6 protein-coding genes are annotated in these 15,018 nt (G+C 70.7%); 1 reads left to right on the forward strand and 5 read right to left on the reverse strand.

The window, feature by feature from the left end; genetic code table 11:
* Positions 1 to 4 precede the first annotated feature (4 nt).
* Positions 5 to 1,492: a hypothetical protein gene (locus GV161_RS12750; RefSeq protein WP_152015910.1), complete on the forward strand. Its 1,488-nt coding sequence runs from the start codon at positions 5 to 7 to the stop codon at positions 1,490 to 1,492.
* 133 nt (positions 1,493 to 1,625) lie between these two features.
* On the opposite strand, the gene GV161_RS12755 is transcribed toward GV161_RS12750, so the two are convergent.
* The 5 genes from GV161_RS12755 to GV161_RS12775 all read right to left on the reverse strand — a co-directional run bounded on the left by GV161_RS12755 (position 1,626) and on the right by GV161_RS12775 (position 14,833).
* The gene (locus GV161_RS12755; protein WP_152015909.1) at positions 1,626 to 4,664 is read right to left on the reverse strand and encodes a hypothetical protein; all 3,039 of its coding nucleotides are present in this window, start codon (positions 4,662 to 4,664) and stop codon (positions 1,626 to 1,628) included.
* Entirely contained in the window at positions 4,661 to 7,318 is a 2,658-nt protein-coding gene (locus GV161_RS12760) for a penicillin-binding transpeptidase domain-containing protein (protein WP_152015908.1), read from the reverse strand. The genes GV161_RS12755 and GV161_RS12760 overlap by 4 nt, the downstream gene beginning before the upstream one ends.
* Positions 7,315 to 8,802, reverse strand: coding sequence for a hypothetical protein (locus tag GV161_RS12765; RefSeq protein WP_152015907.1), 1,488 nt, complete (start codon positions 8,800 to 8,802; stop codon positions 7,315 to 7,317). The genes GV161_RS12760 and GV161_RS12765 overlap by 4 nt, the downstream gene beginning before the upstream one ends.
* Positions 8,803 to 8,927: 125 nt before the next feature.
* Positions 8,928 to 12,467, reverse strand: coding sequence for a hypothetical protein (locus GV161_RS12770; RefSeq protein WP_152015906.1), 3,540 nt, complete (start codon positions 12,465 to 12,467; stop codon positions 8,928 to 8,930).
* Positions 12,464 to 14,833, reverse strand: coding sequence for a hypothetical protein (locus GV161_RS12775; RefSeq protein WP_152015905.1), 2,370 nt, complete (start codon positions 14,831 to 14,833; stop codon positions 12,464 to 12,466). Before GV161_RS12775 ends, GV161_RS12770 begins: the two co-directional genes overlap by 4 nt.
* Between the last annotated feature and the right edge of the window lie 185 nt (positions 14,834 to 15,018).

Consider the following 15,018-nt stretch of genomic DNA (forward strand, 5'->3'; position numbering starts at 1 on the left):
GATGATGGCGGCAGATCAGAACGTCAGACGCTCCGGCATCTTCGTCGTCGTGCCGACGACCGACCAGCCGATCATCCTGAAGAAGCTCGCCTGGTCGGCCCGCGTGCCGGTCTCGCGCGTCGTGCTTGCGACCGAGAGTTCCGAGGTTTGCGAGCCCTGGAGCACGCAGTACAGCAACCTGTTGCGCCCCGGCGAACCCTTGCGCCAGATACTCGGCCTGCCCGAAGGCGGCAGCTATCGTCTCGCCGCCTCTGGCTCGATCGACCAGGGCAAGAGCTGGATGGTGCCGACGCTCGCCGCCCATTGCGCGCTCACACATGGCGAGGCGGTGACGCACAAGGCCTCCGAGGCCAAGCTCGTGATCTGGGGCACCGGCGCGATCGACCTCTCGGTCGCCGATACGGCGGGCGAGGCGCGTGTCACCCAGCAGGAATATCACCTCACCACCAAGATCGACCGCTGCCGCCATCTCTTCGCCGATGCCGAGCATGGCGCCACCCCGGTGCTGGCGCTGGTGCCGCGTGGGGAGGAGGCCGAGCGCGCCGTCGCGATCCTCGGCAAGATTCTCGGTGGCCAGCCGCATCATATCGTGGTGGTCTCTTCTCTCGCGGACATCGCTGCGCCGATCGACCTCTTCCTCCGCAGCGGTGCTTTCGAACCGCAGGCCGTGGCGTCCGCGCCGGAACGGCCGGCAGCACCGGGATCGTCTTCGATGGCCCTGAGACCGTTCGAATCCAGGAGCGCCGAGCAGCCCGCGCAAACGGCAGCAGCGCAGCCGGAGCATACCCTCGTCCAGCCGCGTCCTGCCGGGGATGAACCCTCGATCGCCGACGTGCTGAAGAGCCCCCAGGCCTCGCGCTCACGTCGCCAGGTCCTGGGTGACAAGCCGGCATCGACCTCTTCCTCGTCACGCCTCCCGTTGATCGCGGCTGCGGGCCTGGTGCTCGTCGCCGGTGCGGCGGGAGCGGGCTGGTACCTGACCCGGGGCACCGCGACCGAGGATCCCTATCAGGCGCCGCCGACGCTGACCCTGTCCGGCCCCGGCCCGACGACGACGCAGCCATCGGCAGGAACCCAGCAGGGCAAGCCCGCACCGTCCCTCGAACAGCAGGGCGCTACGCCCCAAAGCGGGGCTGCGGTCGCGTCCGGCTCCGGCCTTGCCCGGCTGGTGCTGTTGTCGGCGCCAGCGGGCAGCAGCTGCGAGGCGCAGGTCTACGAGGTGCGCCCTCGCTACAGCGAAGCCTCGGTCGATGTCGGCGAGGCGCCGAATGTCCTGATCGATGGCCAGGACATCTGCGGAATGGCGCTCGATCCGGTCGCGTCCGCCAAGGTCAAGTTCCAGGGCGGTACCGGGCCTGCAGTCGTCGCCTCGAAATCGACGCCGACCCGCCTGGTCTTCAATCCGACGGCAACCCGCGGCGGCATCGCCGCCTTCCCGGTGATCCAGTTCGAGGAGCCGAGGGCGCTCTCGGTCGAGATCAAGCGGCGCTGAGCCGGTTGCAAGCCGTCAGGCTCGGGCTTGACCCGAGCACTCAGGCCGGATGACGCGCCGGTCAGCGCCTTCTCGTCATGTCATTCTCGGCTCTGCGCTTCGCTCCGGCCGAGAATGACAGTGGGCTGATCGTTCACAGCCCCCCGCGCGTCAGCCCGCGCCACAGGCCCCAGGGCGGCGGGTCGCTGGTCGGGGAGAGCTGGCGGATCGCCGCGAGCCGGCCGGCGATCAGGGCGATCGCGATCGAGGGCAGCGCCATCAGCATGTGATGCGAGGTCGCGGCGGCGATGAAGGTCATCGGCTGGCCCATCACCGGCAAGAGGCCGATCGCATTGCCCCAGGAAATGCTCCAGTGCAGCGAGAAGATCGTCGCGATGCCGACGAGGATGATCGCCGTGCCCTTGTTGGCGCCTTCCTGGGCCGAGCCCATGGCGCGCTCGCGCAACAGGCTGACCGCGAGGCAAAGCAGGCCGAAGATGGTGATCACCTCGGCGGCGAGCAGTGCCAGCACGGCCGGTAGGCCGAAGCGCACCGCCAGGAAAGTGGCGATGAAGTCGTTCTGCACCACCGGCAGGCGCACCAGGTCGCTGACGGTGAAGCGGCTCACCGCATCGTCCGCGACCTCGCTCTTGCGCTCGGCGATCGGCGTCGTCCGCGCCCCCGGCATCATCGCGCAGAGCGAGACCGGGGAGGGCGGCAGCTCGTCGAGCGCGCGGCGGATCTCGACCGGCGTCTTGTCGAGGCCGAGGTCGAGCCTGGCCAGCGTGCACGGCATCTCGGCGAGAGCGACCTTGGACTGCAGCAGCTGGAAGCCGAGATCGCGATGGATCACGTCCGGGCCGTGCTCCTGCGCGTTCGCCTGGGCGGTGCGCTTGTTGGCGTGGTCGAGGTCATACCAAGTGATCAGGCGCTCGGCCGGCTTGTTCAGCGAGCCGGCGCGTGCCTTCTCGAGCACCTCGATCGCCGCGAGCCGGTCCTTGGGCAGGGTCCAGAGGCCGGAGATCCCATAGCTGACGAGATGCGGGAAGATGTAGATCAGCGCCGCGTTGATGCCGAGCAGGGTGACGAGGACGAGCGCCAGCACGCCGCCACGCGGCCAGCCGAGCCGACGAACCTTGCGCTGCGGCGCATCGGCCCGGCGCAAGAAGACGCGCATGATCGCGACCAGGCGCTTCAGCGTGCTCGGCAGCAGGAAGGCGAAGGCGAGCACCACGGTGGTCGCCATCATGATCAGCACCGGCGAATAGTCGCTCTTCAGGAACGGCACCGCGGTCTGGAACAGGATGAAGACGAAGACGGTCGCGAGGCTGACGCTCAGCCAGGAGACGTAGTGGCGCTGGTTGTAGAAGTAATCGATCCGCGAGAAGCCGAGGAAGATGTGCGCCAGCACCAGGACGAGCGCGATCTTGCCGACCTCGACCGGCTGGAAGCCGGCAACGCCGGTCTCGGTGCCGATCACGGCCCAGACGACGAAGCCGGTCAGGATCACGATCGCCGGCACGGCACGCAGCAACTGGTCCTTGAAGCCGACGCCCATGAAGAAGGAGCGCGGCAGCGCCGCGATCGCCCGTTGCGGCTGGCAGGCGATCATCACCGCGACGACCGGCACGAGGTCGAAGAACAGCAGCTTGTTCTTCTCGGCATGGATGGTGAAGTCGGTCTTCTCCGCATCGACGCCGAGCGCGAGCAGGGTCAGGCTGCCCAGGCAGCAGAGCATGACGAGGCCGAGCCAGGTCAGCCTGAACGGCGTGGTGAAGCGCGGCCCGATCATGATCGCGACGCAGGCGATCGCATAGCCGAGGATGGTGGCGTGCAGCGCCGACTCATAGGAGATCGAGGCGCCGCCGAGCCGCGACAGCTCCGGGGACAGCGCCAGCATCGTCGTCGCGCCGATCAGGGCGGTGGAACCGAGCGCGCCGGCCAGCCTGACCAGAATGGCGCTGCGCCGGAACAAGGTGGCGTGATGCATGGCCGAGAGCACGCCGAAGCCGGCGATGGCCAGTGTCAGCACCAGCCGCACGGCGCGCTCGGCGCCGTTGAGCGAAGAAAGCGGGTTGCCGATCTCGGCGGCCGACATCGGCTGGCGCGGCGGCGTCACCACGGGCCGGACGCTCTCGGTCGTCGCGCTGGCGCGCAGCGCCTCGGCTTCGTCGGGAGCGAAGCGGTGGGTCTTGCTCAGCGGCGTCAGCCGCAGCGGCAGGCGGCCATTGGATTCGGCGCCGATGTCGACGGCATAGCGCGTGCGGCCGATGATCATGTGGCTCAGCCGCGACGGCCCTTCGGGATCGAGCTCCCAGGCGATGTCGGTGAAGTCGGTGATGCGCTGGTTGCCGCGCGCGAACACGACCGGCGGGCGCGGCGCATCGACGGCGTCGCCCGGCGCCAGGAAATAGCTGCCGCCGCGGGCCATGATGCTGAGCGCCTTGAAGGGCAGAGCGGTTGCCGCGACATGCGCTTCCTCCCTGACCGAGCAGGTCAGGCGGCCGCCGATCGAGACGATGCGGTCCTCGCCGCGTTCGTCCGCGGCGATCATGCCGGTGACGACCTCGCGCACGCGGTCGGTGGCCTTGCGCGGCTGACAGATCGGTAGCGTGTTGCCGTCGAGCCTGAGCGTCGAGAGCGGGCCGGCCTGGTCGATGGTGAGCTTGCGAGCGCCCTGCTTGCCGGCTTCTGTCAGGGAGAGCGCGAGCCGCCCAGGCCTGGCCTCGTCGACCGCGATCGACAGGGCTCCGGCGGCGATGCGGTCGCCGGGCTGGAAGCGCCAGCGCGCCGAGAAGCTGCCGGCGCCGTTGAGATAGTCGAGCCAGAGCCGGCGGTTATTGGCGACGTTGCGGATGGTGACGCGGCCATCCGGCTGGCGGGTGAAGGTGACATGGCGCGTTTCGGCCGCGTCGAAGCGCTGCGGCTGCAGGAGCTCGCGCCGGCCGATCGTCACGGTCTCGCCGCGGGCGAGGGCAAGGTCGAGCCGCTCCAGGCTGACCACGGGCCGGGCGCTCTCGATCAGATGGGTGGTGTTGTGCCACCAGAAGCCGAGCACGCCGAGGCAGAGCGCCAGCAGGACGAGGCCGGTCACGGCCCCGCCGGCGCCGCCGATGCGGATGCGCGGCAGGCGGAACGGCCGCAAGGTCAGCCAGCGCCCCATCAGCTGGCGCAGCGCGGTGGTCTCGTTCACTTCTTGTCTCCGAGCGCGGCGACCTTGCCGAGCAGGCCGGCCATCAGCCGGCCACAGGCGCGTCCGCCGGTTTCCCGCGTATGCGAGACCAGGCAGCTGAAGGCGACGCGTTTCCTGCCCGCGACATTGTCCATCCAGCCGGTGAACCAGGCCGAGTTCATGCCGTCGGTGGTATCGGCCGTGCCGGTCTTGCCGAAGATGCGCTTGCGGATATCCGGCGGCAGCGAGGCCATCACGCCGGCCGCAGTGCCGCCCGGCGAGTTGACGACGCCGTGGAGACCGCGCTGGGCGCCGTCGAGGAAGGGCTCGGCCTGGCGCGGGTCCATGCCGGGGATGACCGGCTTGCCCTCGTTCGGCTGCGGCGTCTCGGCGACGTCGGAGACGGGCTTCAGCACGCGCGGGCGGATCACCTTGCGGGCGCCGACCGAGCCGTAGATCGAAGCCATCGCGATCGGCGTCGCGCGCACACCCTGGCCGTAGGAGTTGGTGGCGAGGTCGATGCGGCGGGCGTTGCGCTTGTCCTCGACCGCGAGGTCGAGCGCCTCGCCGGTCAGGCGCTGTGCGCCCGGCACGATGCCGCGGGTCAGGTCGACGCCAGGCTGGGCGAGCGCTCCCGGCTGGGTGATCGGGTAGAGGTGCTCGGTCAGCTCCGCCAGGATCGTGCCGGTGCGGCCGGGCACCGTCGTCGGTTTTCCGCCGACCTTGCGCCCGTCCATGGTCAGCGCCATGCCGGCGAACCACAGGTTCGACGACTTGATCAACGCCTCGCAGAAGCCGATCTGCGCACCGCGGCCGGCATCGGGGCAGCCGCTCTGTGCCGGAGACAGGATGCCGTAGTTGAAGCCGGCACCGCCATAGTTGGCGATGCCGACGCCATCGACATTGAGGCCGCCGCCCCCGCCGATGCCGAAGATCTGCGCTTGGCTGCCCGGCGGGGTGCGGCCGAGGATCATGTCGGGGAAGCGAGGCTGCTCGCGGATGCCGAGGATGCTGGCGAGGCCCGTCACCAGCTTGAAGGTCGAGCCCGGCATGGTGTGGACGTCGCCGGCGCGCCAGCCATGTCCGGCGAGCGGCGAGTCGCTGTCGCGCCCGGTCGAGAGCGCCTGGATGTCCCAGCTGTGCATGCCTGGCACGAAATCGGGCCAGCTCGCCAAAGCGAGCAGCGAGCCCGGCTCGTCGCCGGCATCCATCAGCAGCACGACGGCGCGGCCGTCGCCCTGGTCCGGCGGCTCCTGCTCGGGGGTGAGGTTGACCGGCAGCGGACCCGGCTTGCGCGGGCGCTTGCCGCGGCCGAGACGCTCGCCCATATGGCCGTAGACCGCTTCCTGCACCAGCTTCTGCAGGCGCGGCTCGATGGTGAGCGTCAGGTTCTCGCGGGTGCGGGCCCGGCCGAGCGCGGCCGAGAGCGAACCGACATCGCCGGCGCCATAGCCGATCATCGCGGTCAGGCCGAGCTCGTCGACGATCGGCAAGGGGATGCCGCTGTTGTCGAGCGCCGGCGTGCCGTCGGAGAAGTAGAGTGCGCGCGCCGCGCCGCTGCGCCGCTGCGTGACCGCGCCGCGCCAGCCGAGTTCGCAGACCAGCTTGGTCTTGGCCCGCTCGCAATCGGCCTCGATATGCGAGGAGCGCCAGAGCTTGACCTTGCCATCCTCGCTCTGGATGCCGGAGCCGCCGAGGATCTCGCGGGCGCGGGGCGGCACGGCCCGGACCGGCTGGCCTTCGAAGCCGATCTCGACATCGCGCCGGCGCGCGCCGGTGATGGTGAAGCGCCAGCCATGCGGCAGGCCCTGCTGCGCTTCTTCGGTGCAGCTGGCGAACTCGTCGCTGTCGGAACAGACGCGCTCGGCCGCGATGGCGAGGCCGGCGAGGCGCACGGTCTGCTCGTCACGCTTGGGGTCGAGGTTGACCCGCTCATTGCCGACGACGATGCGCGCCGGCTCGAGGATCATGTCGACGGTGACGCGGCGATTGCCGGCGGGCAGCCGCGTCGAGAGCACGAGCCTGTCCTCCGGCGCGCGCAAGGGGCCGAACAGGGCCCAGTCCGAGAGCTGGTTGCCGCGGCGCTTGGCGAAGTCGGCGAAGTCGCGCGGCGGCGGCACCGCATTCGGCATCACGTTGAGCGGCGCGGCGAGGTCGGTGGTCTGGGCGACGCGCGCGGTCCAGCTCGCCGGGCGGCAGCCGGCCGGCACCACCGGCAGCGTCAGCGGCGTGCCGTCGGCGCAGCGCCGGTCGGGGGCGCGGTCATCGCGGGCGCCGGCGATCAGGAACGAGTTGTTCCAGGCCAGCATCTCCGAGCGGATCTGCGCGCCGGCTGGCAGGTTGCAGAGCCGGTCGAGCAGGGTCCGCGAGAACTCCTTGGTGCCCTGCGGCGTCGGCACGGTCAGCGAGGCGTCGTAGAGCGCTTCGCAAGGCTGCGAGCGGATGACCGGGCCGGCGGCATCGAGCCAGATCAGCCCGGTCGCGACGCCCTGCTCGAACAGCTCCTCGTTCGAACGGCTGGTCTCGGTGAAGTCGGGTTGTTTGATCCAGGCGCGGCTGGCGGCGAGCTCGCCGATCAGCCCGCCCGAAAGCCAGAGGAAGCCGGCGATGGTGACGGCGCCGACCGTGACGGCGGTGACGCTGCGCTTCAGGCCGCGGAAGAGCGGATGGCTCATGGCGTCGCCTCCCGGAGCTCGACCACCAGCGGCCCGAGCACGAAGGGGCCGTTCGGCGGGATGGTGCAGGTTCCGGCCGCCTGCGGCTTGCGCCCGCCGAGGAGCCAGATGTCGCCGGCCGACTGCACCGCGACACCGCCTTGCGCGGCCGCGATGAAGCCGACTGGGTTGTGATCATAGAGATCGTCGAGCCGCTCGACGATGCCTGAGCCGAACTGGATGCGCACGGCTTCGCCGAGCCAATCGAAGGTGCCGTAGCCGCGCGAGGACTGGTCCGGGCCGAAGGCGATCGCGGTCTGCTCGCGCGGCAGGCCGATATAGCCGAACTCGCCATCCTCCAGCATCAGCAGCGAACGGCGGCGGCCGTCGAAGCTCATGCTCTCGGCGCGGAATTCGCCGCCGACCCGGCTGTAGCGCAATTCGCGCCGGTCGTAGCGGCGGGCGTCGCGGCCCTGCACGACGATGCTGTCGCGCTGGGCCAGCATCGCCGAGGACATCAAACGCCCGCCATAGCTGCGCTCGACCCAATAGCGCGCCATGCGCCGGCCGCCGAAATTCTCGGGGATGGCGAGGCCGGTGACGGCAAGATGCGGACCCTTGGGTGGCTGCGCCTGCAGGCGGCTGGGCCTGCGGTCGAGCGTGACGTCGACGAGCCCGAGCGATACCCGTCCGACCTGCGGGCGCACGCCGAGTATCTCGAAGCGGGCATCGACATTGCCGCCGGGCAAAGCCAGCGTCTCGACCTGGATCGCCTGGGCGCGCGCCTCCGGCGTCTGCGGCAGGGCGGTGAGCAATGGCAGGCCGCCGGCATCGCGGGCGGAGGCGTCGACCGGATAGCGGCCGAGGAAGAAGATCGTGCCGCCCGGCAGATCGGGATGCACCGCCGGTGTCAGCATCTCGCTGCGCGAGAAGGAAAAGCGCGCCTGGCCGGAATAGAGCCCGCCCGGCGTGTTGACGCCGATGATCGGCTGGCCGATCGCGGTCTGCGCATCCTGCCGGATCACCACCTCGCCATGCGGCAGCCGGTTGTCTGCCGGCGGGGCGTAGACGCCATGACCGAGATAGACCGCGACCGGTGCGGTCGCATGCAGGCTCTGCTCGACATGGACGGTGACGCCGATATCGGGGTCGATCACGTCGCGATAGCGCTGCTCAATCCGGTCCGCGAGAAAACGGCCGAGCTCCTGCGCGCCGGGCAATGCCTCGGCGGTCAGCACCACCAGCGAGGTGAAGGGCACGTCGATCGGCTGCGGGCCGCTGCCGCCATCGGTGAGCGCGATGCTGCGATAGCGGTCGATCAGGTCCTCCAGCGAGGCCTTGCCGTCCTTGGTCGGCTGGCCGCCGGCGGTCAGGCTGAAGACGGGCTTGCGCCAGAGGTTCTCGATGCCGGGCATGGCCTCGCCCGGCTCGCCGGCGACGGCGCGCAGGCTGGTCAGCCGCCGCGGGTCGTGCATCACCAGGTCCATGAGATCGGGCAGGGCCATGGCGTCAGCTCACTTGGGCGGAGAAGGCGGGGTGATGGGATTGCGGTCGCGGCGGCGCGGGCCAAGGCCGCCCTTGTGAACGCCAGAGCCGTTTTCGCGTGCGGGCCATGACGATCCTGCGATCCCTAGTAGATGCGCGAGACGCGGTCGTGCTCGATCCGCCAGCAGGCTTCCCAGCCTTCATTGGCGGCGACGACCGTGACCTTGCGGCTCGTCGGCGACAGCACCTCGCTGATGATCTCGCAGACACCGAAGCCGTCGAGCCCTTCGCGATGGGCCTCGACGATCGAATCGCCCTCGAGCAGCACCATCGGATCCTGGCCGTCGAGCAGCGGACGCAGGCGCGCGAGAGACTTGCCCTGCGGGTCGAGGCCCGGGATCGTGCGCACGAACTGGAAGCGGCGGCCGAGATTGGCGCGCCCGCCGAGGCTCGGCGCCGCCTCGTCATGCTCGGCATGGACGCGCGCACCCGAGCCGATGTCGTAGCCGAGATAATGGATGCGCTCGGCCGCGAACTCGGTGCGCAGGCCGGTGGCGCCGAGATCGCGCATCTGCACCGCCATGGCGGCGATGCCGAGCGGGTTCTTGTGCTGCACCGCGCTCCCGGCCATGTCGCCTTCGATGCCGAGGATGGCAGCCCCCGCGATCACCGCCTTCTTCATCGCCGCCGGCGAGAACGGACGCTGGAACGGGAAGGCGGCGCGGCTGGCGTCGGCTTCGGCCGCGATCGCCTCGAAGATCGGCGGCCAGAGCGCGGCGCGCCCGGTCGGAACCATGATCACGGTGGGGCGCTTGACCGGATTGGGCCCGGCGGCGCGAGCGAGGCGTGGCAGCAGGCCGCCAAGCACAGCACCGATCTCGGCAAGGTGCTGCGAGCCCTCGCCTGCGCCTTTCTCCAGGGCACCACGCGAGAGCTTCAGCACCAGCCGGCGCGTCCCGGCCTTGTCGGGCCCGTCGACGGCGAGCTGCAGGCCAGGCCGCCGCGTCGTGTCCGCCAATGCCGGCTCGTTCTGAGCGACATAGAGGCCAGTCGGATCGGCATCCGGCTTCAGCTCGGCAAGGACGATGTCGAAGGTCTCGTCGGCAGCGTCCGCATCCCAGCGATAGCGCGTGCCGGAACCTTGGGCCTTTTCGCTGAGGCGGGTGGCGAGACCGGCCTTGGCCTGCTTTACCGCGTTGCGCAGCCAGCTGCGCGCCGCCAGCGCGGCCGCGTCCTCGCGCTGAATGGCGCGGGCGAGCGAGGCTTCGGCGAAGGCCGGCTGCCAATGCGCGTCCTGGCCGTCCATCGCCCGGTCGACCAGCGTCGCGGCGATGCCGGTCAGCGCCTCGTCGATCAGGTCGCCGCCGACGGGCAGACCGAAGGTGGCGAGCGTCTGATGGTTCAGCCGGTCGCCGTCGCGCCGCAGCGAGGCGAGCGCGACGTCGCTGGTGCCGCCGCCGATGTCGAGCGTGACCAGCAGGGCCTCGCTCTGATCCGGCACGGCGGCGCGCACCTCCGGCAGGCTGGCGACATAGCGCGCCGCGGCGACCGCTTCGGGCACGGTGACGGCTGCATCCGGGAAGCTGGTTGCGCCGGGGAAGAGGCGTTCAAGACGCTGGGCGAAGAGTTCGAGCGCAGCGCGATAGCGCGAGGCGATCTCGTCGCCGATGCCGCTCGGGCAGGAGACCAGGATGCGCGGCACCACCGGTGGCGGGGCATGGTCCTCGACGCGCAGTCGGTCCTCGCCGAGCCGCAACACATAGAGATCGACGAGTTCGTCGAGCACGTCGGCGACCAGCGGAGCGATCTCGACGGTGTTGGTGGCGACGACGCGGTCGGTGGCGGCGTCGTAGCGATGCACCTGCTCGTTCAGCGTCAGCGATACCGCGCCGGAGGTCAGTGCGTGCTTGAGCGAGTCGATCCGCCGGCCGCTTTCGGGCAGGCCTGACTGTGGCGGCGGGGCGGGGGCCGAAACATCGTAGCGTCGCGCGAACGCCTTGAGACGGCGCGCCACGCTGGCGCGGTCGGAGCCGATCAAGGCGAGGTCGGGCAGGCTGTGCGGTGCATGATCGGCGCGCAGATTATTGCTGGAATCGAGGCCGACATGGCTCGGGATCAGCGGCGCGGCGCCGGCATCCTGCAGGGCTGCCTCGCCATGGCGCGGGTCGACATGGGCGGAAAGCCAGGTGCCGAGCGCCAGCGGCTTGATCTCGGTCGCCCGGCCGGCGGCGCGTGGTGCGCCAGACCAGATCGAGGTCGCGGACGCCCCGAGGTCGATGCAGATCGGCAGGCGGTGGACGCGGCGGCTATAGCGCAGCGGCAGGCTCGCCTGCGCAAAGGCCCGGCCGCCCTCGTCGCCGGCCTTGATCGCCAGCGAGATCGTGATCTCGCCGCGCAGCACATTGGCGCCGCTGGTGCGCACGGCGCGCGACAGCGTCGTCGTCAGGTTCTGCATCGGCACGACGGCGCGGCCGCGCCGGCCGAAATCGCCCTCGCGCACGATTTCGAGCGGGAACGGCGTCGGCGGCTCGGCGATCTCGCTCTCGCCCATCCTGCTGCTGACTTCGACGGTCAGCGGCGCGGTCCGGGTCAGCGGCCAGCGGCGCAGGTCGATCACCAGCCCGTCGCAGCGCACGATCGAGGTCTCGTCGTCCGGGTCGACCTCGGCATTGAGCCCGCCCGTGATCTCGAACTGGGCGGTTCCCCCGAGCGGGCAGGTGAAATGCTGCCCGGCGATGGTCAGCGCGACCTCGCCGCGGTTCTGGCTAAGGATCGGCACCGAGCGGGATTCGAGCGCGCTCGACCAGGGCTTGGCCGGACCGTCCGGATCATGGCCGGCGCCGTCCTGGCCGACCCAGCCGCCGAGCTTGGCGGTGAGCCTGACCTGCAGCGGCGCCCTTGGATTGGCCTGGCTGGTCTCGTCGACGAAGTCGAGCACGGCATCGCGCGTCAGCGTCACGTCGAGGCGCACCTCCTGGCCGGCCAGCGCTGGCGCGTCGGCGAGCCAGATCAGGTGCCGGCTGGTCGATGTGCCGGCGTCCGGGAAGCGCCTGAGCGAGACCGAATGATCCATCGGCGCGGCGACGCCGAGCGAAAGATGCTGCGCCTTGATGCCGAAGCAGCTCGCCTCGATGGTCAGCCCGCGCCGGCCTTCGAGCACGATGTCCCTGGGGATGTCGATCGCGATCTGGCCGATCGCCAGCTGCTTGCCGGCCTGCAGCGAGTCCAGGTCGATTTCGACCGGCTCGATCCGCCATTCAGGTTGGGACGCGCCGGCGAGCGCGGCGATCTTGAGCAGGCGCCGTGGCGAGGCACGGGTGCCGCCCGCGGTTTCGACGATGGTGGAGAAGGCGATTTCGAGGCTGGCGTCGCTGTCGACATCGGCCTGGGCGCGATGGTTCGCCACCGCGCGCATCACCGCTTCGCGCTTGAGTCCCAGCACGAGCCGCTCGCCGGCCCGGACTGCGGCCTTGTCGAGCAGGGCATTGCCCTGCAGCCAGCCGATATCGATGCCGCTCGCAAGGCTCGGCGCATGCGAGACCAGCGAGACCGTCACCGCCTTGACCATGTCCTCGGGCGCCTCGAAGGCAAGGAGGTCGATCAGCTCGCCGCTGCGGTCGAGCGCGATGGTCGCCGCGAAGCTGCCGAGCCGGGTTTCGAGATTGTAGCAGGGCAGAGTGGTCATGCGTCCTGCCTCGAAGCGGCGGACCCGGAGTTGCCGCCAAGCGTGCTTCCCCAGTGATGATCGAGCCCGGTCAGCGCGGCGGCGGCGGCGAGATAGCGCGGCAGCATGTCGCCGCTCCCGGCTCTCAGCCTGCGATAGGCGGCGCCGAAGCCGGTATCCTGCGGGTCGGCGAGCGCTTTTCCGGCAAAGGGCACGGTGGCGAAGGCGGCATCGGCCTCGTGCCGTACCAGCTGCGCCAGCAAAAGGCGTCCATAGCCGTCGAGCGTCTCGCGCAAGGCCTTGTTGCGCGCCGTGCCTTCGCCGGCGGGGCCGAGCAGCCCGTCGATCGCGCCCGCGAGTTCGGCCAGGGCCGGGGCGAGGCTTTCGATCCGCGACAGCGAGCCGGCGAAATTGCGGCTGGCTGCCGCGAGCCGCTGCGCACCGCGCACGGGATCGCCTGATCGATGTGCACGAGCGGCGAGGCCGGGACAGCCGGCCACCTCTTCCCAGCTGCGGATGAGCTCGGCCGCCGCCGCCGCCTGCTCGACCTCGCGTCGCAGGGACGCGAAATGACCGTGCAGCAGGACGATCTCGCCCGGGGTCAATTCGCCGAGCCGCCGCCCGAGTTCGTCCGTGATCGCAGCCGGCTGGCTCGCCTGCCGGGCGGCCTCGGCGAGCTCGCTGCGCATGCGGGCGATCGCCTCGAGGCCTGGTGTCGGCTGCCGCTGCGGCTGCCGGCGCAATTCCAGCAGCAGGGCATCGAGCGGGGAGAGCCGGCGCTGCCCACGTTGCGTAGCGGCCGCAGCCATCGCCTGCTCGACCTCGATGGCGAGCCCGGTCTCGATCCAGCTCTGATGGACGCTGGCGGCGACATCGTGCAGCAGCCGCATGGCGCGCCGATCCTGCCCGGCCAGCGCCATCGCCTCGCGGGCGAGCGCCTGCGGGAGATTGGGATCCTCGTACCAGGCGAGCAATTGCTCCAGCCCAGCTTCGTCCTGTGTCGATCCTGGCAAGGGCAGGATGAGGCGCGCGGCACAGGCACGCGCTGCGAACTGCGGCTGCGTCAATGCACGCTGGAGCATGGCGACCTGCTCGGTAAGCGTGCGCTCGCCGAGTTCTTCGATCCGGTCCGGGTCGATCCCGGTCGTCGTGACCAGCGCCTCCAGCAGGCTGACCGGGGTCGCGGGAGCCTTGCTGCGCGCATCGAGCAGGGCGAGGGCGCCGCTCGGCGTCCGGGCGAGGCGCAGCGCGATCTCGCCGAGGATGGTGCCGAGGCGTGCCGGCCTGGCGGCGTTCGTCGCGCGCCACAGCCCTTCGGCCAGTCGTGCTGCCGCGAGGGCGAGGTCGTCGTGCAAAGGCGCACTGCCTCCCGCGGCCGCGACGACGAGCGCGTTGCCGCCGCCCTGGCCGAGCGTCAGTCCGGTTGCGGCCGAGGCCGCGTAGCGCGCGCCAGGCGAGAGCACCGCAAAGGCGCCCTCCTGCCAGCGCAGCGTCAACGGGCTGCCGCTGACTGCTTCGCCATCGCCCGCCCAGACGAGCTGGCGCCGCGGTTCGGCGAAGACGATGATCTCGTCCGCCTCGACCCAGTCGGGGAGCGGGAGCACGCCACCTCCGGCCTCGGCGTGGGGCCGGAGCAGGCGAAAGCCACGGCGTAGTGCAGCGACGCGGCCGAGGCCGGTCGCATCAACGTCGCGCTGATCGGCCGGCGAAGCTGCCAGCGTGTCGAGCTCGGCCTCGATGGCGAGCCGCAGGTCCTGGTCGATTTGCGCCAGGCTCTGCCGCGCCTCGCGCATCGCTGCCGGCAGATGCGCCACCAGCAGCCCTTCTGCCGCGGTTTCGGCCTCGTCGCCGGCGAAGGCGAGCGTCAAGCCGCCGGTCTCACCGCGGCTTGCTGTAAGCATGGTCGTGGCGGCGCGTTCGTCGTCCGGATGCAGGAAGGGGCCGGCCAGCAGCCGATAACCCTCGCTGTCCGAGCCGCTGGCCCGGTTGAGCCCGGAGGCCAGCATTGCCGCCAGCGCCGGTGGGACCGAGCCGGCGGGGCCAGTCTGCTGGGCCAGCCGGCCTTCATCGTCGAGATAGGCCTGCACCAGTGCCAGGCCGGCGGCGCTTCGATCGGCCTCGGCCAAGGACAGCTTGTCGTCGAGCTGCACCGGGATCGCGGTCAGCCTGCCATCGGGCTCGACAGTCACGGCATGGAGCACATGGCTGCCGGGAGGCAGGGTCGCGAACAGCGGCGCCGTCCCGGCATCGGCGGCGGCGATCAGGCTGATACGGCCGCTCGCCTCTTCGGCTGCGAGGAAACGGGCCGGTGCGCTGTCCCGCCAGATCGCGGCGACATGACGTGAGCCGTCCCAGATGATGGCGACCGGCGCCACGGAAAGAGTCACGGAAACAGGCTCCGGGGAAGACGAATTGGGCGGGGCAACGTGAGCGGACCTTGCGCGATGGCCCGCCGTCTTGCAAGACATGCGCTCGGCTCGACCTTGTCGGTGCGGGCCTGATCTTGCGGCCGGCTGGCTGCACTTGCGGAAACCTGCCGCGCCGGGCTCTCGGCGCAGGTCGGTCGGGAGCC

This window comes from Bosea sp. 29B, from assembly GCF_902506165.1.
GTDB lineage: Bacteria > Pseudomonadota > Alphaproteobacteria > Rhizobiales > Beijerinckiaceae > Allobosea.